Consider the following 25,131-nt stretch of genomic DNA (forward strand, 5'->3'; position numbering starts at 1 on the left):
CGATGAATGCGACCTCCGACCTCCGCACCCGAGCAGAGGCGGCCCTGAGCCGTTGCGGAGTCGAACTTCCGCAGGACGGTGTCCTCGGCGTCACGAGCCCGGTCGACGGCACCGAACTCGCTCGACTTCCCCTCCACTCGGCCGAAGACGTCGATCTCGCCATTTCGACCGCCGCAAGCGCGTTCGAGCAATGGCGACACGTGCCCGCCCCGGTTCGCGGACAACTCGTCCGACGTCTCGGCGAACTCCTCGTCGAGCACAAGAGCGACCTGGCAGCACTCGTCACACTCGAGGTCGGGAAGATCCCGTCCGAGGCGGCCGGTGAGGTTCAGGAGATGATCGACGTCTGCGACTTCGCCGTCGGGCTGTCCCGCCAGTTGTACGGGCGGACCATGCCGTCCGAACGTCCGGGTCACCGCCTGATGGAGACATGGCATCCCCTCGGTGTGGTCGGTGTCATCTCGGCGTTCAACTTCCCGGTAGCGGTGTGGTCGTGGAACACCGCGATCGCGCTCGTGTGCGGCGACCCGGTGGTGTGGAAGCCGTCCGAGACCACGCCGCTCACCGCGCTCGCGTGTGACGCACTCCTGCGGCGCGCTGCCGCCGATGTGGGCGCGCCCGACGGCCTGCACCACGTGCTTCTCGGCGACGCCCGCGTCGGAGAAACCCTTTCCGACGATCCGCGGATCGCGCTCGTCAGCGCAACCGGGTCCGTGCGGATGGGGCGGGCGGTTGCTCCCCGCGTCGCCGCTCGATTCGGCCGGTGCCTGCTCGAACTCGGAGGCAACAACGCAGCGATCGTCACTCCGTCGGCCGACCTCGACCTCACGGTGCGCGGCGTCGTGTTCGCCGCCGCGGGTACCGCCGGGCAGCGGTGCACGACACTCCGGCGGCTCATCGTGCACCGGTCGATCGCCGACACGCTCGTCGAGCGGCTCGCAACCGCGTATTCCGGCTTGCGCGTGGGAAATCCGTTCGACGAGGGAGTCCTCGTGGGTCCGCTCGTCTCGGAGAAATCGTACGAGGCGATGCGCTCTGCTCTCGATCGCGCCGCTGCCGACGGCGGCGTTGTCGTCGCCGGCGGCGACCGTGTCGACGTGTCCGGGAAGGGGGTCTACGTCTCCCCCGCACTCGTCCGCATGCCGGGCCAGACCGAGGTCGTACGGGAGGAGACGTTCGCACCGATCCTGTACGTCCTCACCTACGACGACCTCGACGAGGCGATCACGCTGAACAACGCAGTCCCCCAGGGGCTGTCGTCGTCGATCTTCACCCTCGACCAACGGGAGGCCGAGCAGTTCCTCTCCCGCTCGGACTGCGGTATCGCGAACGTCAACATCGGTACCTCCGGGGCGGAGATCGGTGGTGCGTTCGGCGGTGAGAAGGAGACCGGCGGCGGCCGCGAATCGGGTTCGGATTCATGGAAGGCGTACATGCGCCGCGCCACCAACACGGTGAACTACTCGAACGAACTCCCGCTTGCCCAGGGTGTCGAATTCGGCTGAGCCCCAACGGCGGATCTCAACCGCGGTCCCGGCCCTTCCGCGGACGGATCCTCAGGAGTTCGGGCACGTCGACGGTCTCGTTTCCGGCCAGCGGGTCGTCCCCTCGGCGGGCGAGCACGCGCGAGACGGTCTCGACACCCGACAGTGCCGTGGCCGCTTCCCGCGCGACCGACTCGTCGTACACCTCGAACCACGGATACCCGCGCTCGGTGTACTCGCGCGCGGTGATCGGCTCGGTCGGCGGCGCTGTTCCCGTCAGGGTTTCCCACTGCACGCTGTTGACCAGCGCAACGTGCGCAGCCGAGCGACGGCCCGTGTCCCATACGCCGCGTTCTTCCACCGGCGTCGCGACGCGCTGGGTGATCGAACCGCCCGCGCCGAGTCCCATGCCGGGCGGCGGAGGCGGCGCGAAGGTCATCATGTGCTGCCGGTCGTCGGTTCGCGCGCGCCGCCGCTCGTACACGTCGGCCCTCATCGGGGACGCGGCGATCCGGATTCCCCCGGTGGCCGGCCCGCGACCGAGTTGTTCCTCGACGGTGTACCCCGCACCCAGCGGCATCGCCACGAACTGGCGGACCAGTCCGCCGTCCACACAGAACCCGTCGAGCCAGGGTTGTTCCGGGACCTCGAAATAGTCCTCGGCATCGAAATCGGGTTCCGGCGTCCAGGGCCCGCCCGTCACCGCGTCGACGTCGCCGGTTCCGACCTTGACGAGAAACGGATAACGAGTGTCGAACTTGATCCAGCAGGCTTCGGACTGCCATACGGGCAGGACGATGTGCTCGTCCAAAACACGTAGAGGAAAGGTGCCCAGGCTCGGTGGCAGCGGGTAGCGCTTCCCGTCGTCCGGCACCCGGACGGTGCGGTGGAACGAGACGGCCAGTTCGGCTTCCCCGTGTACTTCGGGGAACTCGAAGTACAGGGTGTCGCCGTCCACGCTCAATGCCATGCCTGCCCCTCTCGCGGGCCGGGGGTGGCCACGCGAGTCCAGGTTGCCTTCCCGTCAGTGGTTGCGCAACGCGTCCACGAGTTCGTTCTTGCGCATGCTCGAGTAACCGCTCAAGCCGAGTTCTTTCGCCCGCTTCTTCAGGTCGTCGACAGTCCAGTCGTCGTACGACCCGGACTTTCCGCCTCGCTTCCCGACCTTCGACTTGCCCTCGGCAGCGGCAGCGTTGGAGATCCGGGCAGCCTTCTCCTTCGACGCGCCGTCGTCCCGCAACTCTTCGTACATCTTTTCGTTCTTGATCGACGAGTTCGGCATCGTGCTCTCCTTTCGATGTGTGCGGGGTATACCCGTCCGTTCCCACCTACACACGTTCTCGAGGACGAACACCTGCGCCCAGACACCCGGCAGCCCTTTGCGGTACGCACACACCGAACGGCCTCGGAAGAGGCTAACTGTCGGGGTCGAAGCCGGGAACGGACGACAGCGTCTCGAAAGTCCGGCGCCTGCCCCATTCGACGTGTGCATGGGCAAGCGAAGAGGCCAGCTCGATATCGCCCTGAACGATCGCTTCGACGAGAGAGACATGTTCCGCGTGGCGTGCCTGCGGATCCTGATGGATGTTGGCGACGTTCAGGCGAGTGCTGCGCTCACGAAGGGGATCCATGAGCACACCCAGCAAGTCGTTCCCGCAGAGCTGTTCGATCTCTGCGTGCACGGCACCACTCTGTGTGTGGAAATCACCGAGAGCGCCACTCGCCAGAGCACCTGCGGCGGCGCGCAACGCCGCTGACAGTCGCTCCGGGGACTTGCCGCTCGCTACGGCGGCGGCCGCGCGCCGGGCAGCCAAGGGCTCGAGAGCTGATCTGATGTCGTACAACTGATTCACACCACTACGACTCACCCTCGTGACGACTGCGGGCCGGCGCGGTGACAGAGACACCAGACCGGCCGCCTCGAGCATCGGTAGCGCTTCGCGTATCGGAACCCGTGAAACCTGCAATTCTGCGCCCAGGTCCCGCTCACTGAGCGACTCACCGGCGGCCAAACGTCCGTCGTTGATGCGGTCACGAATCTCTTCGAAAACCCATCGAGACAGGTTCGAGTGCCCGTTCATCGCAGTCATGGACGCCTTCCGCTCGATCGATAATCATGCGCGCCCTCCGAGCGTAGTTCTGCGGAGCGTTGGTATACCAACGTGCCTCCTGTTTGACAGGGAGAGCTGCACACAAAGGACCAGAGACCGTCTTGTTACGCGGAATCGCACGTGATGAAACGGCTATTTAACCCGACGGCAACCCAGACTGCCGTATCGCTCGATAGCTTTCTCGTCACCTGCTGGTATACCAAACGGAGGAAGCTTGATGAGCACTCCTGCTACCCATTCCACCGATGCGCCCCTCGGCGATCCGGCCGAAAAGGCCACGCTGAGCGGCCAGATCGAAGCCGCGTACTCGCGGATCGGCGTCACGTCCGCACACCTCGGGATCGTCGCGATGGTGTTGTTCGGCGTCTTCTTCGACGCAATCGAACAGAACACCGTCGGTATCGCCGGTCCCATACTCAAATCCGAGTGGGGTCTCGGGGGAGCGCAGATCGGCCTGTTGAATACGGCAACCTTCACCGCTGTCGCCCTCGGACGGATCCTGGCCGGCGCAGTGATGGACAGGTTGGGACGGCGAACCCTCCTGGGCGCCAACCTGATCGTGTTCTCGATCGGCTCGCTCATCTGCGCCTTGGCCCCCACCTATGAGGTACTCGTGGGCGCCCGATTCCTGGTCGGCCTCGGCCTCGGCGGTGAAATCGCTGTCGCCGTCATCATGCTTTCCGAGTTCTTCTCCGCGCGCCACCGAGGAACCGCGGTCGGTCTCATCAACGTCGCCGCAGCAGGTCTGGGCAATATGCTGGCCCCTCTGTTCGGCGTCATCGTCTTCGCCGTCTTCTCGGGGCCGGACCAGTGGCGTTGGCTCTTCGGACTCCTCGTCGTCCCTGCACTCGCAGTGGTCGTCTTTCGGCGCGCTCTGCCCGAGACTCCTCGATACCTCGCCGCGACCGGAAAGATCGCGGAGGCCAACCTGGTGATCGCACGACTCGCTCAGGGCAAACTTCGCGGGCCGGTCGACACCTCGGTCACCTATCTCGACCCTTCCCTGGCCGCGACCGAAAAGGCCGCGCCGAAGTCCCGCTGGACCGAGATGTTCGGGAAGCGTTACCGCCGTGCCACACTCGCACTCGGCGTGGCTGTCTGCATGTCGTACGCAGCACAGATTTCCATGCTCACGCTCATCCCCGTGATCCTGACCGAGCGTGGCCTGTCCATCAATACAGCCCTTTGGTACACGCTCGTCATGCAGTCGGGCTCGCTCGCGGGTGCACTCACCGCGGCGCTGATCGCACGCAGACTCCCCCGAAAGCTGACACTGACCTGCGGCGCTCTGCTCGGTTTTGTCGCGGCCCTCGGGTTCGGGTTCTTCGCAACGAACATCGGACTCGTCCTCATATTCGGTGCGCTGTTCAACTTCGCCGTCATCATCCTCAACACCACCATCTGGCTCTTCGCGCCCGAGCAGTACCCGACCCGCATCCGCGGACTGGCTACGTCCGTCATCCTCGCGATCGGCTCACTGTCCGGCGGCCTGTTCCCGCTGATCGCCGGAGCCGTCCTGGACGCTTCGGGGGTCGGCGCGATGTTCGGACTGCTTACCGCCCTCTTCCTGGTGTGCGGTATCGCGGTGCAGTTCCCCCGAGAAACGGTCGGACAGCCCATGCCCGAGGACATCTGACGTGGCCGACCGCATCCTCGTAGTCAACCCGAACACCAACGACGCGACGACCGAAATGCTGGTCGAGGTGGCGACCGATTCGCTGGCCCACGCCGACACCGATGCCGTCGGTATAACCGCGCGGGCCGGCCCACGCATGATCACGGATGCGCCGGCTCTGGCCCGCGCCGCGACACACACGGTCGATGCCGCGATGGAGGGTATCGATCTTCACCGTCCCGTCGCCATCATCGTCGGCGCCTTCGGCGACCCCGGAGTGCCGGAACTTCGCTCGCTGACCGACCTTCCCGTAGTGGGAATCGGTGAGGCGGCGGTGCTGGCGGCGGGAAAAGGTGGCCGACGCTTTGCCATTGCGACCACGACCGGTCAGTTGGCCGGCAACCTGTGCTCGCTCGTGGCGCGAGTCGATCCGAACGCCGACTTCGCCGGGGTGATGCTCACCAGCACGGGGCCGCTCGCGCTCGCCTGTGCCCACGAGGAGAGCGTTGCTCAGCTGGCCGCAGCAGTAGACGAGGCCGCACAGGCGGGAGCGGAAGCCGTGATCATCGGCGGCGGGCCTCTGAGCGCCGCAGCCCGCGCTCTGCCTGCTCGCTCCGATGTCGTGATCATCGAACCGGTGCCCAGCGCGGTCGAGTGGGTACTCGGAAAGATCGCGGAACCTCAGGCCTGACAACTCCCTGGCGCAGCACATCGGTAGCCCCTCATACGCATGGATGGAGCCTCGTGTTTCGGCAGGAAATGTGTCCTAAGACACACCCTGTGGTAGACCGGGGACCATGTACCCAGGGAACTTCGTCGCGACCTCCCCCGACAAGCCGGCCATCATCCGGCCCGCCACGGGCGAATCGCTCACCTACCGGGAACTCGACGAACGCTCGATCCGGCTGGCGAAGCATCTGCGCGCCGCCGGCCTGGCGCCCGGCGACCATCTTGCGTTGATATCCGACAACGACCTGCGCGTCATGGAGGTGTACTGGGCAGCACTGCGTTCCGGCCTGTACATCACCGTGGTCAATCGGCACCTCACTCCCGACGAAGCGGCCTACATCGTCGACGACTGCGACGCGCAAGCCCTGGTCGTCTCGGCACACGCCCTGTCGGCGGTCGATACGTCACCCGGGGCGTACCCGGGAGTGGCCCACCGCCTCGTCTTCGGCGGGTCGCTTCCCGGCTTCGACGACTACGAGGATGCGCTCGCCCGCCACGATCCGTCACCGCTCGACGACCAGCCTCGTGGCCGGGACATGCTGTATTCCTCCGGCACCACCGGGCGGCCGAAGGGAATCGAACCGGCCCTGTCCGTGGGCCAGGTGCAGGACGTCCCCGACCCGTACACCGCGGTGTTCGCGCCCATGTACGGTTTCGACGACACCACGGTCTACCTGTGCCCCGCCCCGCTGTATCACGCTGCGCCGCTGCGGTTCTGCGGCACCATTCAGTCTGTCGGCGGCACCGTGATCCTGATGGACCGCTTCGACGCCGAAGAAGCGCTCGCCCTGATCGAGAAGTACTCGGTCACGGCCTCCCAGTGGGTGCCGACGATGTTCGTGCGGATGCTGAAACTGCCGGAGGAGACGCGGGCGAGATACGACGTCTCGAGCATGAAGGTCGCGATCCACGCGGCCGCACCGTGCCCACCGGAGATCAAGCGGGCGATGATCGAGTGGTGGGGTCCGGTTATCCACGAGTACTACGCGTCCACGGAGGGCGCGGGCGCGACGTTCATCGACTCCGGGCAGGCCCTCGCGCGGCCCGGGTCCGTGGGGCGCGACGGCGTCATGGGCATCGTCCACATCTGCGACGACGAGGGAAACGAACTTCCCGCCGGCGCGATCGGGACAGTGTGGTGGGAACGCGACGAACACCCTTTCCGATACCACAACGACCCCGAGAAGACCGCAGCGGCAACACATCCCGACCACCCGACCTGGACGACGAGCGGGGATATCGGGTACCTCGACGACGACCGCTTCCTCTACCTGACCGACCGCGCCGCCTTCATGATCATCTCCGGCGGCGTCAACATCTACCCGCAGGAGTCGGAGAACGTCCTCACCCTGCACCCGAAGGTCTACGACGTGGCGGTCATCGGCGTGCCGAACACGGAGATGGGCGAAGAGGTCAAGGCCGTCGTGCAACTCGCAGACGGGGTCACGCCGAGTCCCGAACTCGAGCAGGAACTGCTCGAGTACGTCCGCGACCGCGTGTCGCACTTCAAGGCACCGCGCAGTGTGGACTTCTCCGACGACCTGCCGCGCACACCCACCGGCAAGCTGGTCAAACACAAGTTGCGTGCCCGCTACGTCCCGGCGGCGGGGTGACGAGATGTCCACCGAACAGGAAACCGGATTGTCCACGATGCCGCTGACCGAACTGGCCGCCGCGTTGCCGCAGGGCGCACTGGTCACCGACCCTGACATCCTCGCCGGATACCGCCACGACCGTGCGCAGGACCCGGACGCGGTTATGCCCGCCGCCCTGGTGCGCGCCACGTCGACCGCGGACGTGCAGGCCACGCTGCGGTGGGCGAACACCCACCGCGTCCCGGTGGTGCCCCGGGGAGCCGGCACGAGTCTGTCGGGCGGGTCCGGCGGCATCGCCGGGGGCATCGTGCTGAGCACCGAGAAGATGCGTGCGCTCACGGTGGACACGACCACCCGTACCGCAGTTGCGCAGCCGGGGCTCCTCAATTCCGAGGTCAAGCGGGCAGCGGCCGAGCACGGTCTGTGGTACCCGCCGGACCCGTCGTCGTTCGAGATCTGCACGATCGGCGGCAACGCCGCGACCAACGCCGGCGGCCTGTGCTGTGTGAAGTACGGGGTCACGTCCGATTACGTCCTCGGTCTCGAGGTCGTGCTGGCGGACGGTACCGCGGTGCGATTGGGCGGCCCGAGACTCAAGGACGTCGCCGGCCTGTCCTTGACGAAACTGTTCGTCGGCAGCGAAGGCACCCTCGGCGTCATCACGGAGGTGACGTTGCGACTGCTTCCGCCGCAACCACCGGCGTCGACGATGGTTGCCACGTTCGGGTCGGTCCAGGCCGCCGCCGACGCGGTCGTCGCGATCACCGGGATGCTGCGGCCCGCGATGCTCGAATTCATGGACCGGACCACGATCGGAGCGGTGGAGGACATGCTCCGGATGGGTCTCGACCGCTCCACGGAAGCGATGCTCATCGCGCGTTCCGACGTACCGGGGGCGGCCGCGGCCGAGGAGATCACGCTGATGGCGCAGGCATGTCGCGACGCCGGTGCCGACGAGGTGTTCACCACCGACGACGCCGCGGAGGGGGAAGCGTTTGCGGCCGCCCGCCGGATGGCGATCCCCGCGGTGGAGCGCACCGGCAGCCTGCTGCTCGAGGACGTCGGGGTTCCCCTGCCGGCTCTTCCCGCGCTTGTGGAGGGGATCGCCGCGCTCGCGGCGAAGCACGATGTGACGGTCGCGGTCATCGCTCACGCCGGGGACGGCAATACCCATCCCCTGATCGTCTACGACCCCGCCGACGACGAGATGGCCGTGCGAGCACAGGCGGTTTTCGGAAAGATCATGGATCTCGCGATCGAACTGGGCGGCACGATCACCGGGGAGCACGGCGTGGGCCGCTTGAAGAAGGCGTGGCTTCCCGACCAGGTCGGCCCTGACGTCATGGCTCTGACCAGGCAAATCAAGAATGCGCTGGACCCTCGGTCGATCCTGAACCCGGGGGTGGTGCTGTGACCCGGACGCAGCCCCCCGGGCGTGGGAACGCGTCGATTCCGGCCTTGCACCCGGATCGGCCCGTGAACGGCCATAATCGTCGCGTGAACATGCCTTCGCCCGACTCCGTCTCCGAACTCCCCCTACGCGACACCAAGTACAGGGAGCTCGCGCACTACCCCGAATTCGGCATCGTCACAGCATGGTTGCGCGATTACATCCGGTCGAGCGTGCCCAACGCACGGATGAGCGAGCGGGAGTACTGGTCGGTCGCGTGCCTGCCCGACAATTCGGTGTCGCCGACGGGCCGCCGACTCGTGAGCGTGTATGCCGGTGATCTCGAGGTGGCCGGCCTCCACCTCGACACCCCGGGACCGGGTCTGCGGAATGTCCAGGGCTGGATCACGGTGACGCGAGAAGGTCTGGAAGAGGCCTGCGGCGCGTCCCTCGACCGGATCGCTGCAACCTTCCCTGCGCTGAATGTGACGCACAGCGGTGCGATGGCCACGATCGCATGGACGGAAACACCCGAGAGCCGGGAGCAGTTCGACGCCCTGCCGTGGCGGGCGCCGGCCCGTGCCCTCGTCACCGAACTGGTCCGCACCGGGCGCAACCGGTGGGCCGATCTGCACTCGCCTCAGATCGCTCAATTCGCCTTCGAGGACTGAGCCTGTCGGCGGTCGGGTGCACGATAGACAGGTGAGCTCTGTCCTCGACCGATTCTCCGCACCGACCCGTGAATGGTTCGGCGGAGCTTTCGACGCCCCGACTCCCGCTCAGCTCGGTGCGTGGGAGTCGATCTCGTCCGGCGCGCACACCCTGGTCGTGGCACCCACCGGTTCCGGCAAGACGCTCTCCGCGTTCCTGTGGTCGCTCGACCGGCTCGCCTCCACTCCGGCCGACGAGACGGTCGCCCGCGAGCAGCGCACGCGGGTGCTCTACGTCTCGCCGCTGAAGGCGCTCGCGGTCGACGTCGAGCGCAACCTGCGATCGCCGCTGGTCGGTATCACCCAAACCGCCAAACGGCTCGGCCTCACCCCACCGGACATCAGCGTCGGGGTCCGCTCCGGCGACACCTCGCAGGCCGACCGACGCAAGCTCGCCCGCACCCCACCCGACATCCTGATCACCACTCCCGAGTCGCTGTTCCTCATGCTCACCTCGTCGGCGCGGGAGAACCTCGCCGGCGTGGAGACCGTGATCGTGGACGAGGTGCACGCCGTTGCCGGCACCAAACGGGGCAGCCATCTCGCGCTGTCGCTCGAACGGCTCGACCTGCTGCTGCGCGCGCCCGCGCAGCGCATCGGACTGTCCGCGACGGTGCGGCCCCACGAGGAGGTCGGCCGGTTCCTCGCCGGTGGCGCGCCGATCCGGATCGTCGCTCCCCCGGCGGCCAAGACGTGGGATCTCACGGTCCGGGTCCCGGTGGAGGACATGACGGAACTCGGTGTCGCCGAGCCGGACGAGGACTCTGCGTCGCCCACTCCCCAGGCGGGGTCGATCTGGCCGCACGTCGAGGAACAGATTGTCGACCTCATCACCGCACACAGGTCGACCATCGTGTTCGCGAACTCGCGACGACTCTCCGAGCGGCTCACCGCCCGGCTCAACGAGATCTACGCCGAACGCACCGGCACCGAGGTCGACCGCGTGGGCAGACCCCCGGCCCAGATCGGGGCGCCCACCGAAGTCACGTACGGCGCCGAACCGGTGCTCGCACGCGCGCACCACGGCTCCGTGAGCAAGGATCAGCGCGCCCTCATCGAGGACGATCTCAAGACCGGGCGCCTGCGGTGCGTGGTGGCCACCTCGAGCCTCGAACTCGGCATCGACATGGGTGCGGTCGACCTGGTCATCCAGGTGGAGGCACCGCCGTCCGTCGCGAGCGGCCTGCAACGGGTGGGCCGCGCCGGGCACCAGGTGGGTGAGACGTCCCGCGGTGTGCTCTTCCCCAAGCACCGCACCGATCTCATCCATTGCGCCGTCACGGTGGAGCGCATGGTCGCCGGGCAGATCGAAGCGTTGCAGGTACCCGCCAATCCCCTCGACGTGCTGGCCCAGCAGACTGTCGCGGCGACCGCGCTCGAACCGCTCGACGTCGACGACTGGTTCGACACCGTGCGGCGCAGCGGATCGTTCGCGTCCCTGTCGCGACCCGTGTTCGAGTCGGTGCTCGACCTCATCGCGGGACGCTATCCGTCCGACGAGTTCGCCGAGCTACGGCCGCGTGTGGTGTGGGACCGCTCCGAGGGCACGCTCACCGGGCGCCCGGGCGCGCAGCGACTCGCGGTCACCTCGGGTGGCACCATCCCCGATCGCGGATTGTTCACCGTGTTCATGGTGGGCGAGAAGAACACCCGTGTCGGAGAACTCGACGAGGAGATGGTCTACGAATCGAGGGTCGGCGATGTGTTCGCACTCGGTGCCACCAGTTGGAGGATCGAAGAGATCACGTTCGACCGGGTACTGGTCTCGCCCGCTTACGGTCGTCCCGGCCGCTTGCCGTTCTGGCACGGAGACAGCCAGGGCCGGCCCGCAGAACTCGGAGCCGCTCTGGGCGCGTTCATCCGCGAGCTGGGCCACGCCGACGCCGAGGAAGCCGAAAAACGCTGTCGCAACGGCGGACTCGACGAGAACGCGACGACCAACCTGATCGCTCTGCTCACCGAGCAGCGCACCGCGACAGGACAGCTTCCCACCGACCGCACCCTGGTGGTCGAACGGTTCCGCGACGAACTCGGCGACTGGCGACTGGTGCTGCACTCCCCGTTCGGATTGCGGGTACACGCACCGTGGGCACTGGCGGTGGGCGCCCGATTGCTCGAGCGGTACGGCGTCGAATCCCACCCGACGGCCTCCGACGACGGCATCATCGTGCGACTGCCCGACGCCGACGACGCGCCACCGGGGTCGGAGATCTTCGTCTTCGACCCCGAGGACATCGACGAGATCGTCACCGAGCAGGTCGGTGGATCGGCGCTGTTCGCGTCGCGGTTCCGGGAGTGTGCGGCCCGCGCACTGCTGCTGCCCCGCCGCAACCCCGGCAAGCGGGCGCCGTTGTGGCAGCAGCGGCAACGCTCGGCCCAATTGCTCGATGTCGCGCGGCGCTACCCTACCTTTCCGATTCTGCTCGAGACCGTCCGCGAGTGCCTGCAGGACGTCTACGACCTGCCCGCCCTGCACGACCTCCTCGGTCGCGTCGCCCGCCGGCAGATCCGCCTCGTCGAGGTGGAAACGCCCACCGCCTCCCCGTTCGCCTCGTCACTGCTGTTCAACTACGTCGGCGAGTTCCTCTACGAGGGAGACAGCCCGCTCGCCGAGCGCCGCGCGGCCGCGTTGTCGCTCGATTCGACCTTGCTGGCCGAATTGCTCGGTCGCGTGGAATTGCGCGAACTGCTCGACGCCGACGTCATCGCCGACGCCGAACACGAACTGCAGCGACTGACACCGGAGCGGCGCGCGCGCGATGCCGAGGGTGTCGCCGACCTGTTGCGACTGGTCGGGCCGCTCACCGATGCCGAGTTGCACGAACGCACCACCGACGATCCGACCGAGTGGGTCGCCGACCTCGCCCGCCGGCGACGCGCACTCCGCGTGTCGTACGCGGGTGAACAATGGTGGGCCGCCATCGAAGACGCGTCCCGGTTGCGCGATGCGCTCGGCGTGCCGTTGCCCATCGGGGTGCCCACCGCGTTCGTCGAGCCGGTCGCAGATCCGCTCGGTGATCTCGTGGGCCGGTATGCCCGCACCCACGGTCCGTTCACCGCGGCCGAGGTCGCGGCGCGGTTCGGGCTCGGCACGGCCGTCGTCGACTCCGTGTTGCGGCGGATGGCCGCGGACAGGCGCGTTACGTCGGGGGAATTCCGTCCGGGTGCCACCGGGTCCGAATGGTGCGATTCCGAGGTGCTGCGGCGGCTGCGACGGCGGTCGCTCGCAGCGGCCCGCCAGGATGTCGAACCGGTCAGCACGGCCACGCTCGGCCGGTTCCTTCCCGACTGGCACCACCTCGGCAAGGGCGCGGGTGGCAGTGCTCTCTACGGACTCGACGGCGTTCTCACGGTCGTGGAACAACTCGCCGGGGTTCCGCTTCCTGCAAGCGCACTCGAGCCACTGGTCCTCGCACCCCGCGTCCGAGACTATTCACCGACGATGCTCGACGAACTCACCTCGACAGGTGAGGTGGTGTGGTCGGGCGCCGGGTCCATCTCCGGCAAGGACGGCTGGGTCCTGCTCCACCCCGCCGACCTGGCACCGGTGACCCTAGCGCCCACCGAAGAACTCGACATGTCCCCGATCCACCACGCGATCCTCGACTCGCTCGCCGGTGGTGGCGCGTTCTTCTTCCGTCAGCTCACCGATGCCGTGTCCGCCCGGGAATCGACCGCCACCGACACGACTGTCGCTGCAGCACTGTGGGACCTGGTCTGGGGCGGATACATCTCGGGAGACACGCTTGCGCCGCTGCGGGCCTTGATCGGCGATACCTCCCGCGCGACGCCCGCGCACCGGACCCCGCGGCGCGCCCCACGGGCGCGGATGTACCGGGCCCGCCCGGCGATGCCGTCGCGCACCGGCCCGCCCACCGTCGCCGGTCGCTGGTCGTTGCTCCCCGAACGTGAGACCGACGCGACGATCCGTGCACACAGCATCGCGGAACTGTTGCTCGAGCGGTACGGGGTCGTCACCCGGGGGGTCGTGGTGAGCGAGGGCGTACCCGGCGGGTTCGCCACGATGTACAAGGTGCTCAGCCGGTTCGAGGAGCGTGGTCGTTGCCGGCGTGGGTATTTCGTCGACTCGCTGGGAGGGGCCCAGTTCTCCACACCCGCGGTCGTCGACCGCCTGCGCTCGTTCGCCGATTCGATCGAAGGCCGCCACGACGAAACCGCGGCGATCACCCTCGCAGCGTGCGACCCGGCCAACCCGTACGGCGCCGCACTCCCGTGGCCGAAGTCCTCGGCCCCCGACGACGCACCCCGCCACCGGCCGGGACGCAAGGCCGGTGGCCTGGTGGTTCTCGTCGACGGCGCACTCGTGCTGTTCATCGAACGCGGTGGCCGCACGATGCTCACCTTCGACGACGATCCGGGACTGCTGCGCAGTGCGTGCGCTTCCCTCGCCGCGACCGTCAAGCGCGGGGGCGTCGACAAGATCGTCGTGGAGAAGGTCGACGGTGCCTCCATCCACGGGCACGCGTTCGCAGACATCCTGGGCGAGTCCGGTTTCTCGGCGACGCCGCGCGGATACCGGCTGAGGTTCTGACGATGCCCGAGGGCGATACGGTCTACCGCGCAGCGCAGCAACTGAACACCGCTCTGGCGGGGAGAACGCTCACCGAAACCGATTTCCGTGTACCTCGTTTCGCCACAGCGGATTTCACGGGTTGCATTGTCGACGAGGTGGTGTCGCGGGGCAAGCACATCTTGATCCGGTTACCCGGCCACACGATCCATTCGCATCTGAAGATGGAGGGCGAGTGGCACATCTACCAGCGCGGCGCGCGGTGGCGCAAGCCCGGTTTCAAGGCTCGCGTGGTACTGGGTACGGAACAATCGCAGGCCGTCGGGTTCGAACTGGGAATCCTCGAAGTTCTCCCTCGTGACCGGGAAGACGACGCAGTAGGCCACCTCGGGCCCGATCTGCTCGGAGCCGATTGGGACGCCGTGCGCGCCGCGGAGAATCTGTCGCGCGACCCGCACCGCCCGATCGGGGTCGCCGTACTCGATCAGCGGGTCATGGCAGGTGTGGGAAATGTGTACCGGTCCGAATTGTGTTTCCTGCGCGGCGTCGATCCGCGGGAGCCGGTGGGTACGGCAGGTGATCCTCGCGGCTGGGTGGACCTCGCACGCCGCATCCTCACCGCGAACCGCGAGCGGGCGGTGCGGGTCACGACGGGTGATTGCCGTCGCGGCCGGAACCTCTGGGTGTACGGGCGACGCGGCGATCCCTGCCGACGTTGCGGGACACCCATCGAATCCTGGAACCTGGGCACGGCCACCGAACCGGAGCGGGTGGTGTACCGGTGCCCCCGCTGTCAGCCGCGCGGTACCGGATCGTAGGTCTCTCCGGCATGTTCGAGCAGTGAAACGCAATGTGCCACCAGCGTTTCCCGGGACACCGTGACGTCGCCTTCGAGGTACCCCATGAACATGCTGGTGAACGCGCCGACCAGTCCCACGGCCACCAGGTGCCGATACGCCCGGTCCTCGATGCCGGTGAGCCGGCCCTCGACGAGCGCGACGAATGCCGGCGCGAGTTCGAGACCACGGCTGCTGAGCGCGGGCTCCCGCAGCGGCGCCAGGAGCAGCACGCGCCCCTTGGCCGGATCGTCGACGGCGAGACCGATGAAGGCCCGCACCGCAGCCTCCGCGACACCCGTCGGCGGCGCCGAGGCGACGGCGGACGCGAGCGCCTCGCGCGCCTGTTTCGCGACGTGTGCGTACACCTCGCGGACGAAGGTGTCCCGGTCGGTGAAGCTCTCGTAGAAGTACCGCTCGGTGAGTTCGGCCGCGCGGCACACGGCACGGACGTTCGCGATCGCACCGCCGGGCGCGCCGATCAGGTCGGTACCGGCGGTGAGGAGCCGTTCCCTGCGTACCCGCCGGCGTTCTTCGATGCCGACCCCCGCCCAACTGCGGCGCGTGGTGCCCACTGCTGTTTCCCGTCGTTGACTACGTGCCGGACAGATCCTACTCTGACAACATGCGTAGTCAGTATCCCGGCGGTCAGGGCGTCGACGAGTTGGCACCGGACGAGACGACGGCCCGTCCGGCTGCGGCACCGCCCGAGCCTCTCGGCCCCGACTCGCTGACCTGGAAGTACTTCGGCGGGTGGCGCGGCATGCTGTTCGGGCCGTGGGCCGGGTCCATGCAGAACATGCATCCCGGCCTCGGTGCCGGCGTCGAGGAACACTCGGAGTTCTTCGACGAGCGCTGGGAGCGCCTCTACCGGTCGCTGTACCCGATCTACGGAGTCGTCTTCGACGGCCCGCGGGCACCGGAGACCGCCGCGCAGGTACGCGGGTACCACAACACCATCAAGGGCGTCGACAAGAAGGGACGCAAGTACAACGCGCTGGACCCGGGCACGTTCTACTGGGCACACTCGACCTTCTTCTACAGCCTCATGGTGTCGATCGAGTGGTTCGACGGCCCGCTCACCCTCGAAGAAAAGCACCGGCTCTTCGACGAGCACGTGCAGTGGTATCGCCTCTACGGCATGCCCATGCATTCGGTCCCCGAGTCGTGGGAAGCGTTCCTGGAGTACTGGGATCACATGTGCCGCAACGTGCTCGAAGACAACAAGGCGACCCGCGACGTCCTCGACCTGTCGAACCTCGATCGACCGCCGTTCCTGCGGTGGTTCCCCGAACCGGTCTGGAAAGCGCTGCGTCCGCCGGTCGTCGCCGGGTTCTCCTGGCTCACCGTCGGCCTCTACGACCCCCCGGTACGCGACCTGCTCGGGTATCGCTGGAGTGCTCGCGACGAGAAGATCCACGCCCTCGTGGGCCGCGCGATCGGTCTGGGCGGCAAGGTCGTGCCGAAGCGTTTCCGCTATCACCCGCGCGCCCGAGCGGGCCTCGATCGCGCCGCCGGCCGCATCGCCCGGGACGCCCCCGTGTTGCACACCCCGGGCCGTAATCTGCCGCCCGTGGACCGCCGCGACTCGCCCGTGCATTACAGCCCGAAAGTCACGTCACGGCACCGGCCCGGTGTGACACGCTGACGGGGTGTCCCCCACCCCGGCTCGCGACGCACCACGCCGGTTGGTTGCGTCCCGCCGTGTTCCGCTGTCACGCAACGCGGCGGCAAGCCGGATAAGTGCGTACGTCTACGGCAACGTGCTCGTCCTCGCAGCCCTGGTTCCGATCACCACCACCAGGCAATACATCGGCATCGCGATCGTGCTGGGCACCGCGCTCTCGACGTTTCTCGCGCACGTGTTCGCGGAGTCGGTCTCGCAGAGCGTGCGGTCGGCGCGCCCACTCACCGGCGCCGAGCGCTGGGTGGAACTCCGCAACTCGGTCCCGATCCTGTCGTCCGCGTCGCTGCCGTGCCTCATTCTTCTCACGGCGTGGCTCGGGTGGCTCGAACCTCGTACGGCACAAGTGCTCGCCGAGGTGGCGATTCTGATTCGCATCGGTTCGACGGTGTTCGTCGTCCAACGCCTGCAGGGCCGCCCCGCCGGAACCACAACCGTCTTCGCGGCGGTGGGGTTGGCCCTGCTCGCGTCGGCGGTCGTGGTCGTCAAAATCGCGCTGACGCACTGAGATCAGAAGCGTCCGGCGTGGCGAGACCACGCCCGGGTCACCGGGTGATCGGTACCGGCTCCAGGATCTCCCCGCGTGCTTCGGGGGCCGCCACCCGCAGGGCATCGGCCGACTCGTCGTCCGGCTGGGTCTGCGACAGGATTTCGGCCTCCACCCGGGCCCGGTAGATGTCGACCTCGCGATCGACCGTCTCGTCGTCCCAGCCCAGCAGCGGTGCGACGAGCCGCGCCACCTGCTCCGCGCAGTGCACCCCCCGGTGGGAGTACTCGATCGCGATCCGGGTGCGCCGCGCCAGGATGTCCTCGAGATGCAGGGCGCCCTCCGCCGCGACCGCGTACACCGCTTCCACCTGAAGGTAACGCGGCGCATCGGTCAGCGGCTCGAGCAATTCGGTCCTGTTCTTCGCGTGCTCGAGGACCTGGTCGATCATCGAGCCGTACCGGTCGAGGAGGTGCTTGACCCGATAGGGATGCAACCCGTATTCCTCGGCGAGGGACATGGTCTGGTTGACCAACGCAAAGTACCCGTCGGCGCCCACGAGAGGCACCTTGTGCGTGATGGAGGAAGCGATCCGTGTCGGGATGTCCTCGGCGGCGAGATCGACCGCGTCCTCCGCCATCACGCGGTAGGTGGTGTATTTGCCGCCCGCGATGGCGATGAGGCCGGGTGCAACCCGCGCGACCGCGTGTTCGCGCGACAGTTTCGAGGTCTCGTCGCTCTCCCCCGCCAGCAGTGGCCGTAGCCCGGCGTACACCCCGTCGATGTCGTCGTGGGTGAGTGGCACCACGAGCACACGGTTGACGTGATCGAGAATGTAATCGATGTCCGCTTTCGTGGCCGCCGGGTGGGCGAGATCGAGGTTCCAGTCGGTGTCGGTGGTGCCGATGATCCAGTGATTGCCCCACGGGATGACGAACAGCACGGACTTCTCGGTGCGCAGGATGATCGCCGAGTCGCTCACGATGCGATCACGCGGAACGACGATGTGGACGCCTTTCGACGCCCGCACCCGGAATCTGCCCCGCTGGCGGGACAGCGCCTGGATCTCGTCGGTCCACACACCCGTCGCGTTGATGACGGCGCTGCCACGCACGTCGATGACAGAGCCGTCCTCGCTGTCGCGCACACGGACCCCCGCGACTCCGTCGGCCTCCCGCAGGAATCCGACGACCTGGGTGGACGTCCGGACAACCGCCCCGTAGTGCGCGGCCGTCCTCGCGACCGTCATGGTGTGGCGCGCATCGTCGACCACGGTGTCGTAATACGAGATTCCGCCGGTGAGCGAAGAGCGCTTGAGACCGGGGACCATACGCAGCGCGCCCGCCCGCGTCAGGTGCTTCTGCGCCGGCACCGACTTCGCGCCACCCATCCGGTCGTACAGGAAGATCCCCGCCCCGATGTACGGACGTTCCCATACCCGATGGGTAAGCGGAAAAAGGAATTTCAGCGGCTTGACCAGGTGCGGAGCGAGGGTGGTCAGCGCAAGTTCGCGTTCGCGCAGCGCTTCTCGCACCAGACCGAACTCGAGTTGTTCCAGGTATCGCAAACCGCCGTGGAACATCTTCGACGACCGGCTCGACGTCCCCGACGCGTAGTCGCGGGCCTCCACGAGCGCGACCCGCAGTCCTCGTGTCGCCGCGTCGAGCGCCGCACCGGCTCCGACGACGCCCCCGCCGATGACGATGACGTCGAATTGTTCGGTGGCGAGTTGCCGCCATGCGTCGGCGCGCTGTTGCGGTCCGAGGGGTTGCACACCTGGTTGATTCACCGCACCGCTCCCGTGAGTCGCCGACGTATCCCCGACAAGGCTAGTAGTTTCGACCGCGCAGCGCGCAGTAGATGCTGCCCTGAGCCATCCCGTCCGCCCTATCGAGGATCATCCGTGAACCAGTACATCGCCGCGATCGACCAGGGCACCACCTCGAGCCGGTGCATCATCTTCGACCACGACGGCCGGATCGTGTCCGTCGCGCAGAAGGAGCACCGACAGTTCTTTCCGCGCGCCGGCTGGGTGGAGCACGACCCCGAGGAGCTGTGGCTCAACACGCGCGAAGTCGCCGCCGTGGCACTGGCCAAGGCGGACGTGCGCAGGCAGGACATCGCCGCGATCGGCATCACGAATCAGCGCGAGACGACCGTCGTCTGGGACCGCACGACAGGCAAGGCGGTGTACAACGCGATCGTCTGGCAGGACACGCGAACCGACCGGCTCGTCGAAGAACTCGCGGGCGACGCCGGCGCTGATCGCTACCGCGATGTCACGGGCCTTCCGCTCTCGACCTACTTCGCGGGCCCGAAAGTGCGCTGGATACTCGACAACGTCGACGGTGCCCAGGAGAGGGCAGACGCCGGGGAACTGGTGTTCGGCACCATCGACAGCTGGATCGTATGGAAACTGACGGGCGGTGCCGGTGAAGACGGGCACGGACCGGGAGTCCACATCACCGACGTCACCAACGCCTCCCGCACGATGCTGATGAATCTGGACACGTTGCAGTGGGATCCGGAGATCTGCGCGGATTTCGGGATACCCGTCTCGATGCTTCCCGAGATCCGGAGTTCGTCCGAAATCTACGGGCACGCCCGCGAACGCGGACCCTACGCGGGCGTCCCCATCGCCGGGATCCTCGGCGACCAGCAGGCCGCGACGTTCGGTCAGGCCTGCCTGTCCCCCGGCGAAGCCAAGAACACCTACGGCACAGGGAACTTCCTGCTCCTCAATACGGGCACCACACCGGTCCGCAGCGAACACGGACTGCTCACCACCGTGTGTTACCGCATCGGGGACCGGCCCGCCGTCTACGCGCTCGAGGGCTCGGTCGCCGTCACGGGGTCGCTCGTCCAATGGCTGCGCGACAACCTGGGGATCCTGCGGTCCGCTGCCGAAATCGAGCAACTCGCCGCATCCGTGCCGGACAACGGCGGGGCATACATCGTGCCGGCCTTCTCGGGCTTGTTCGCACCGCGCTGGCGCCCCGACGCGCGCGGCGTGATCACGGGTCTGACCAGGTTCGTCGACAAACGGCACCTCGCGCGGGCGACACTCGAAGCCACCGCGTATCAGACCCGGGAGGTCATCGAGGCGATGTACGCCGATTCGGGCGTCGAACTCCACACGTTGAAGGTGGACGGGGGAATGGTCGTGAACGACCTGCTCATGCAGTTCCAGGCCGACATCCTCGGCGTGCCGGTCGTGCGGCCCGTGGTCGCCGAAACCACCGCTCTCGGTGCGGCATACGCAGCGGGACTGGCCGTGGGCTACTGGGACGGTGAGGACGACATCCGGCACAACTGGGAAGCCCAGAAGACGTGGGAGCCGACCATGCCCGGCGAGGAGCGCGAACGCCTGTTCGCCGGATGGAACAAAGCGGTCGAGCGCACCTATGGCTGGGCCTGACCACACCACGTCCTCGCGGGCGGTCACTCCCGTTCGGCGTCACACCAGAATTCAGGGAGTGTCACGGCCAGAAAGTCTTTCGCTTGCATAGGAAGCGAATGCGTGGTGTCGGGCACGATATCGACCGTCGCATTCGGGAGCCGGTGGGCTCGCTCGGCGGCAGACCTGCCTCCGGCGAGCGAATCTCGTTCTGCGATAGCGACGTACGTGGGCATCACCAAGGAATTCAGCGCGGCGTCGTTCAACGGTGACGGGGTCGGGAGTTGCGCCGAGAAGTGTTCCGAAGCGGCGGCGATCATCTTTGCCATGTCGTCGTTCGGGTCGAACTCGGCGCCTCCCAACTTTCCCAGTGCGGTGTTGTGCCAGCTCCCGGGCAGGAACGGGACGGTCGAGACCATCGCCCAGGCGAGCATGCGCACCGGCGGGTACGCAAAGGTGAACACGGGTTCGAGCAGCGTCAACGAGCGGACGCGCTCGGGGAATCGGTGAGCGTAAGCCGCCGCGCTCGCGCCGCCGAACGAATGACCGACGACGTGAGTGCCCTCGGGTGCAAGTTCATCGAGCACCTCGGAAATCCACAATGCCTGCTGCGCGGACGAGCACAGCGGAACACTCTGGATCGACAAACCGGCATCACCGAGCGCGTCGAACGCGAGCACACGACGCCGAGGGAGGAACGTCCCGAGATTGTCCGCCCACATGGGCACACCCGAAGACATGCCCGGGATCAGGACGACCGGAACTGCACCGTCCGCCCCGCCCGAGAACCATTCGTACACGCGTACCGATCCGAATCGGGTCACGATGTCGCGGGTCGTGGTCGGTGGCGGAAGATCAGACATCGCGCGGCCGTAGGCCTCGACATAGATCCTGCGCCCCTCGGCGTCACGGAAGTGGCCGATGCCCGGGGCGCCGAAGAAGAACTGTCGGATCCCCACCACGCCCACTGCGGCCAGCACGACCGTCAGCGACGTGCCGGTGCGGCGCAGCCACCGGTGAGGGCTGCGGCCGAGTCGTGGAGCATGGGGCCGGACGTCCCCGCCGTTCGCGCGTTCGCTCATGAGGCACCCCGAGGCCGACGGTTCGAGTTTTACAGTATAAGAACACTTGATCCGGTGATCGGTACTCTTCGGACCGAGGCGGCCGAACGCACCTACGACCGAGCCCACCCCGGTCGATAGTCCTCGGGCACGGGATGCACGACGCGCGTGCGCATCTCGTCTTCCCCGACCACCGCTGGGTCGGCGAGATAATACTCACGCACCGGGCCTTCCACGGGTACACCGTCGTCGGCGAGACGCGCGAACAGCACGTGATAGGCGACCGGTAGCAGCGCCGGCGCGCCCGTGAAGTCCACGCCCGCAAAGACCCCGCCGGGCAGGGTCACGGTCTGCGCCTCGACGGCCTCATCCAGCCGGGCGCCGGCGCCGATTTCCAGACCCACCCCGAACGAGACCTCGCCGTCGAGCGCGGCGGGGTATCGGCCGACGACAGACGCCGACTCGTCCAGACCACACCGCCGGGCCTGCGCGAGCAGGGTGCCGATCGCCTCCGACGCGGCCTCGTCGAGCGTCTCCGCCACGGCACAGGATTCTCTCCACAACACCGTTGCCGCGTCGATGTGGTGCACGGCGACGGGAAGATCCGCGTCCACCGCGTTCCCCAGGGAATCGACGAGAGCGAAGGACCGGGCCGCGCGCGCCGCGTCCCGTTCGATGCGGGCGCGCTCGGCCGCGAGCACCTCGCTCCCCTGCGCCGGATCGCTGAGGAACGCCCGGATCGCCGCGACCGACACATCCGCACGGCGAAGCAATCCGATCCGCAGCGCCGCCGCCAGTTGTGTCGGAGCGTAGAAGCGGTAGCCGGTGCCGGGGTCCACGCGGTCCGGGGTGAGCAGTCCCTCGCGGTCGTAATACCGCAGTGCCTTCACCGTCAGCCGTGCGGCGCGCGCGAACTCGCCGATGCTCATCCAGCGCGCCTCTGTCATTGCGGCCCGCCGGAGACCGCGGCGCTCTCGGCGAGGTCGCCGGCGTAGGGGATCACGGTGATCACGTCCACGAGCAGTCCGTCGGGGTCGGTCGTCATGAAGTGCCGCTGCCCGAAATCCTCGTCCCGGAGCGACAACACGATCGGCAGTTTCGCTGCGATCGCCGCGGCGTGCACCCGGTCGACGTCCTCGACCTCGACCGAGACGAGCACACCCGCCGGCGCCGCCCGGAATCCCTCGGGGACGGTGTGGTGTCCTCGTTCGACGAGTCCCAGTTGCACGGACTCGCCACCCGGGGCCTGCAATTGCACGTACCACCCACTGTCGAAGACGACGGCGAGGTCGAGCAGTCCGGTGTAGAAGTCGCGGCTGCGGGCCACGTCGGCGGCCGGGACCACGGGAAAGATGCTGTTGATTGTCATGCACCCACCCTCGTTCCTCCCCCGAGGGGAGAGTCAAGCCCCGGCGCGCCACGCGGTTTCGCAGCGCCGTGCGGGGTCAGTCCAGGTCGTCGTGACGCATCAGCTGGCGGGCTGCCTCGGTCACCGAGCCGCTGAGCGACGGGTAGACCGCGAACGTCTGCGCCAGGTCCGCCACGCTGAGATTGTTCTGCACCGCGAGTGCGATCGGCAGGATCAACTCGGATGCGGTGGGTGCGACGACCACGCCGCCGATCACGACGCCCGTCGCGGGCCGGCAGAAGATCTTCACGAAACCGCGACGCACTCCCGACATCTTGGCGCGGGGGTTGGTGTTGAGCGGCAGCATGACCGTCCGGGCGGGAACCTCACCGGCATCGATGGTCGCCTGGCTCACGCCGACCGCCGCGATCTCGGGACGGGTGAACACCGCCGCCGCAACGGTCTTGAGCTTGATCGGGCTCACGCCCTCGCCGAGCGCGTGGTACATCGCGATGCGGCCCTGCATCGCGGCGACCGATGCCAGCGGCAGCAGCCCCGAGCAGTCACCTGCGGCGTAGATCCCGGGAACCGCGGTGCGCGAGACCCGGTCGACGGGCAGGAATCCACCACGGTCGAGTTCGAGCCCGACCTTGTCGAGCCCGAGTCCCTGCGTGTTCGGGACGGAACCGACGGTCATGAGCGCGTGGCTGCCCTCGACGATCCTGCCGTCGGCGAGCAGCACCCGGACACCGTTCTCGGTGCGCTCGACGGCATCGGCGCGGGCGTGCTTGACGAGGGTCACGCCCCGCTCGGCCAGGACGTCTTCGAGTACGAGCGCTGCGTCCTCGTCCTCGTGCGGCAACACGCGGTCGCGGCTCGAGACGAGGGTGACGTGCACCCCGACCTCGGTGTACGCGGAGACGAACTCGGCGCCGGTGACACCGGAACCCACGACGACCAGCTCCTCGGGCAGGGTGTCGAGGTCGTACAGCTGGCGCCACGTGAGGATGCGTTCGCCGTCCGGCTCTGCTCCCGGCAGGATCCGGGGACTCGCGCCGGTGGCGATCAGGACCACGTCGGCGTCGAACACCTTCTCCTCGCCGGTGTGGAGGTTGGCGCGGACCTTGTGCGCGGCCATACCCGGCTGGCTGTCGATAAGTTCGCCGCGCCCGGAGTACAGCTTCACCCCTGCCGCCTCGAGCTTGGTGCGGATGTCGGACGACTGCGCGCGGGCGAGACTCTTGACGCGGGAGTGCACCTGCGGCAGGGCGACGGTCGCGCCCTCGAGCTCGATGCCCAGGTCCCCGGCACGCCGCATGTCCGTACGTACCCCGGTGGACGCGATGAACGTCTTGGACGGGACGCAGTCGAACAGGACACACGCACCGCCGATTCCGTCCGAATCGATCAGTGACACCGATGCGCCGTATTGTGATGCGACCAGCGCGGCCTCGTATCCCGCGGGGCCGCCGCCGATGATGACAATCCGGGTCATGGTTCTCCTCTGTATCGATTCCGAAGGGTGCCGGGGACGAGCGCAACGCACGCGGGGGTGTGCGGGCGTCCCCGACAACGCTATGCCACGGGCATGCCCACTCGCATACGGACCTGGCAACACAGGCGACGAGCGCCCCTGATCTTGCGGCGGGCGGCGACCCGTTAGCCTTATGCCGTGCCGATCTACGCCGCCTACGGGTCCAACATGCATCCCGAGCAGATGCTGAAGCGCTGCCCGCACTCCCCGATGGCGGGGACGGGCTGGCTGCACGGGTGGCGGCTGACATTCGCGGGCGCCGATATCGGCTGGGAAGGCGCTCTCGCCACAGTGGTCGAGGATCCGGCGGCGAAGGTCTTCATCGTCCTCTACGACGTCACCGAAGACGACGAGCGCAGCCTCGACAGCTGGGAAGGTGCCGAACTCGGGTTCCATCGCAAGATCCGCGTGCGCGTCGACACCGCCGACGGACCCGTGCTGGCGTGGCTGTATGTGGTCGACGGCTACGAGGGCGGTCTCCCGTCCGCGCGCTACCTGGGTGTGATGGCCGACGCCGCCGAGATCGCCGGAGCGCCCGCCGAGTACGTGCGGGATCTGCGCACTCGTAACAGCCGCAACGTGGGCCCGGGGCGTCCCGACAGCTTCTAGACCCGGCCCC

Annotated in this window: 21 protein-coding genes; 12 read left to right on the forward strand and 9 right to left on the reverse strand. The window is 67.7% G+C overall.

Translation table 11 applies throughout. The annotated features are described in order from the left end of the window. Positions 1-2 precede the first annotated feature (2 nt). Positions 3-1,505, forward strand: a complete 1,503-nt coding sequence (locus ACLQ3J_RS16795) for an aldehyde dehydrogenase family protein (RefSeq protein ID WP_425903944.1) — start codon at positions 3-5, stop codon at positions 1,503-1,505. Positions 1,506-1,521: 16 nt separating this feature from the next. Here the strand turns inward: ACLQ3J_RS16795 and ACLQ3J_RS16800 are convergent, their stop codons facing one another. The 3 genes from ACLQ3J_RS16800 to ACLQ3J_RS16810 all read right to left on the reverse strand — a co-directional run bounded on the left by ACLQ3J_RS16800 (position 1,522) and on the right by ACLQ3J_RS16810 (position 3,574). Beyond that, entirely contained in the window at positions 1,522-2,454 is a 933-nt protein-coding gene (locus tag ACLQ3J_RS16800; RefSeq protein WP_169619844.1) for a hypothetical protein, read from the reverse strand. Between the two features lie 54 nt (positions 2,455-2,508). Then, entirely contained in the window at positions 2,509-2,766 is a 258-nt protein-coding gene (locus ACLQ3J_RS16805) for a DUF7218 family protein (protein ID WP_169619845.1), read from the reverse strand. A 133-nt stretch (positions 2,767-2,899) separates the two neighbouring features. Beyond that, complete coding sequence (locus ACLQ3J_RS16810; protein ID WP_169619846.1) at positions 2,900-3,574, reverse strand: GntR family transcriptional regulator; 675 nt, start codon at positions 3,572-3,574, stop codon at positions 2,900-2,902. Between the two features lie 238 nt (positions 3,575-3,812). On the opposite strand from ACLQ3J_RS16810, the gene ACLQ3J_RS16815 reads away from it, so the two are divergent. From ACLQ3J_RS16815 to ACLQ3J_RS16845, 7 genes are all read left to right on the forward strand, one after another. Further along, on the forward strand, positions 3,813-5,231 hold the full coding sequence (locus ACLQ3J_RS16815; RefSeq protein WP_169619847.1) for an MFS transporter: 1,419 nt from the start codon (positions 3,813-3,815) through the stop codon (positions 5,229-5,231). A gap of 1 nt (position 5,232) precedes the next feature. Next, the gene (locus ACLQ3J_RS16820) at positions 5,233-5,901 is read left to right on the forward strand and encodes an aspartate/glutamate racemase family protein (RefSeq protein ID WP_425903946.1); all 669 of its coding nucleotides are present in this window, start codon (positions 5,233-5,235) and stop codon (positions 5,899-5,901) included. Between the two features lie 106 nt (positions 5,902-6,007). Next, positions 6,008-7,552 (forward strand): AMP-binding protein, encoded by a 1,545-nt coding sequence (locus ACLQ3J_RS16825; RefSeq protein ID WP_425903947.1) that lies wholly within the window; start codon positions 6,008-6,010, stop codon positions 7,550-7,552. Positions 7,553-7,556: 4 nt separating this feature from the next. Then, a complete protein-coding gene (locus ACLQ3J_RS16830) occupies positions 7,557-8,948 on the forward strand; it encodes an FAD-binding oxidoreductase (RefSeq protein WP_425903948.1) in 1,392 nt (463 codons plus the stop codon). Positions 8,949-9,037: 89 nt separating this feature from the next. Beyond that, on the forward strand, positions 9,038-9,595 hold the full coding sequence (locus tag ACLQ3J_RS16835; protein ID WP_206036604.1) for a hypothetical protein: 558 nt from the start codon (positions 9,038-9,040) through the stop codon (positions 9,593-9,595). 31 nt (positions 9,596-9,626) lie between these two features. Continuing rightward, positions 9,627-14,186: an ATP-dependent helicase gene (locus tag ACLQ3J_RS16840; RefSeq protein WP_425903949.1), complete on the forward strand. Its 4,560-nt coding sequence runs from the start codon at positions 9,627-9,629 to the stop codon at positions 14,184-14,186. 2 nt (positions 14,187-14,188) lie between these two features. Continuing rightward, entirely contained in the window at positions 14,189-14,983 is a 795-nt protein-coding gene (locus ACLQ3J_RS16845; protein ID WP_425903950.1) for a DNA-formamidopyrimidine glycosylase family protein, read from the forward strand. On the opposite strand, the gene ACLQ3J_RS16850 is transcribed toward ACLQ3J_RS16845, so the two are convergent. Next, positions 14,959-15,576 (reverse strand): TetR/AcrR family transcriptional regulator, encoded by a 618-nt coding sequence (locus tag ACLQ3J_RS16850; RefSeq protein ID WP_422423741.1) that lies wholly within the window; start codon positions 15,574-15,576, stop codon positions 14,959-14,961. The genes ACLQ3J_RS16845 and ACLQ3J_RS16850 overlap by 25 nt on opposite strands. Before the next feature lie 50 nt (positions 15,577-15,626). On the opposite strand from ACLQ3J_RS16850, the gene ACLQ3J_RS16855 reads away from it, so the two are divergent. Together ACLQ3J_RS16855 and ACLQ3J_RS16860 are read left to right on the forward strand one after the other, a co-directional pair. Then, positions 15,627-16,649, forward strand: a complete 1,023-nt coding sequence (locus ACLQ3J_RS16855) for an oxygenase MpaB family protein (RefSeq protein ID WP_425903951.1) — start codon at positions 15,627-15,629, stop codon at positions 16,647-16,649. A 4-nt stretch (positions 16,650-16,653) separates the two neighbouring features. After that, complete coding sequence (locus ACLQ3J_RS16860; RefSeq protein WP_296548998.1) at positions 16,654-17,193, forward strand: hypothetical protein; 540 nt, start codon at positions 16,654-16,656, stop codon at positions 17,191-17,193. Between the two features lie 37 nt (positions 17,194-17,230). On the opposite strand, the gene glpD is transcribed toward ACLQ3J_RS16860, so the two are convergent. Next, positions 17,231-18,946, reverse strand: a complete 1,716-nt coding sequence (gene glpD / locus ACLQ3J_RS16865) for a glycerol-3-phosphate dehydrogenase (protein ID WP_425904027.1) — start codon at positions 18,944-18,946, stop codon at positions 17,231-17,233. Positions 18,947-19,075: 129 nt separating this feature from the next. Here glpD and glpK point away from each other — a divergent pair, with 129 nt between their 5' ends. Next, positions 19,076-20,590, forward strand: a complete 1,515-nt coding sequence (gene glpK, locus ACLQ3J_RS16870) for a glycerol kinase GlpK (protein WP_425903952.1) — start codon at positions 19,076-19,078, stop codon at positions 20,588-20,590. Positions 20,591-20,613: 23 nt separating this feature from the next. Here the strand turns inward: glpK and ACLQ3J_RS16875 are convergent, their stop codons facing one another. The 4 genes from ACLQ3J_RS16875 to ACLQ3J_RS16890 all read right to left on the reverse strand — a co-directional run bounded on the left by ACLQ3J_RS16875 (position 20,614) and on the right by ACLQ3J_RS16890 (position 24,473). Further along, entirely contained in the window at positions 20,614-21,651 is a 1,038-nt protein-coding gene (locus ACLQ3J_RS16875; RefSeq protein ID WP_425903953.1) for an alpha/beta fold hydrolase, read from the reverse strand. Positions 21,652-21,743: 92 nt separating this feature from the next. Beyond that, positions 21,744-22,577, reverse strand: coding sequence for a MerR family transcriptional regulator (locus ACLQ3J_RS16880; protein ID WP_425903955.1), 834 nt, complete (start codon positions 22,575-22,577; stop codon positions 21,744-21,746). Beyond that, positions 22,574-22,999 (reverse strand): VOC family protein, encoded by a 426-nt coding sequence (locus ACLQ3J_RS16885; RefSeq protein WP_425903956.1) that lies wholly within the window; start codon positions 22,997-22,999, stop codon positions 22,574-22,576. The genes ACLQ3J_RS16880 and ACLQ3J_RS16885 overlap by 4 nt, the downstream gene beginning before the upstream one ends. A 76-nt stretch (positions 23,000-23,075) precedes the next feature. Beyond that, positions 23,076-24,473: an NAD(P)H-quinone dehydrogenase gene (locus ACLQ3J_RS16890; protein ID WP_169619860.1), complete on the reverse strand. Its 1,398-nt coding sequence runs from the start codon at positions 24,471-24,473 to the stop codon at positions 23,076-23,078. Between the two features lie 177 nt (positions 24,474-24,650). Between ACLQ3J_RS16890 and ACLQ3J_RS16895 the strand changes: the two genes are divergently transcribed. Beyond that, a complete protein-coding gene (locus ACLQ3J_RS16895) occupies positions 24,651-25,121 on the forward strand; it encodes a gamma-glutamylcyclotransferase (RefSeq protein ID WP_169619861.1) in 471 nt (156 codons plus the stop codon). The last annotated feature ends 10 nt before the right edge of the window (positions 25,122-25,131 follow it).

It is taken from the genome of Rhodococcus sp. DT1, from assembly GCF_049844875.1.
GTDB lineage: Bacteria > Actinomycetota > Actinomycetes > Mycobacteriales > Mycobacteriaceae > Rhodococcus.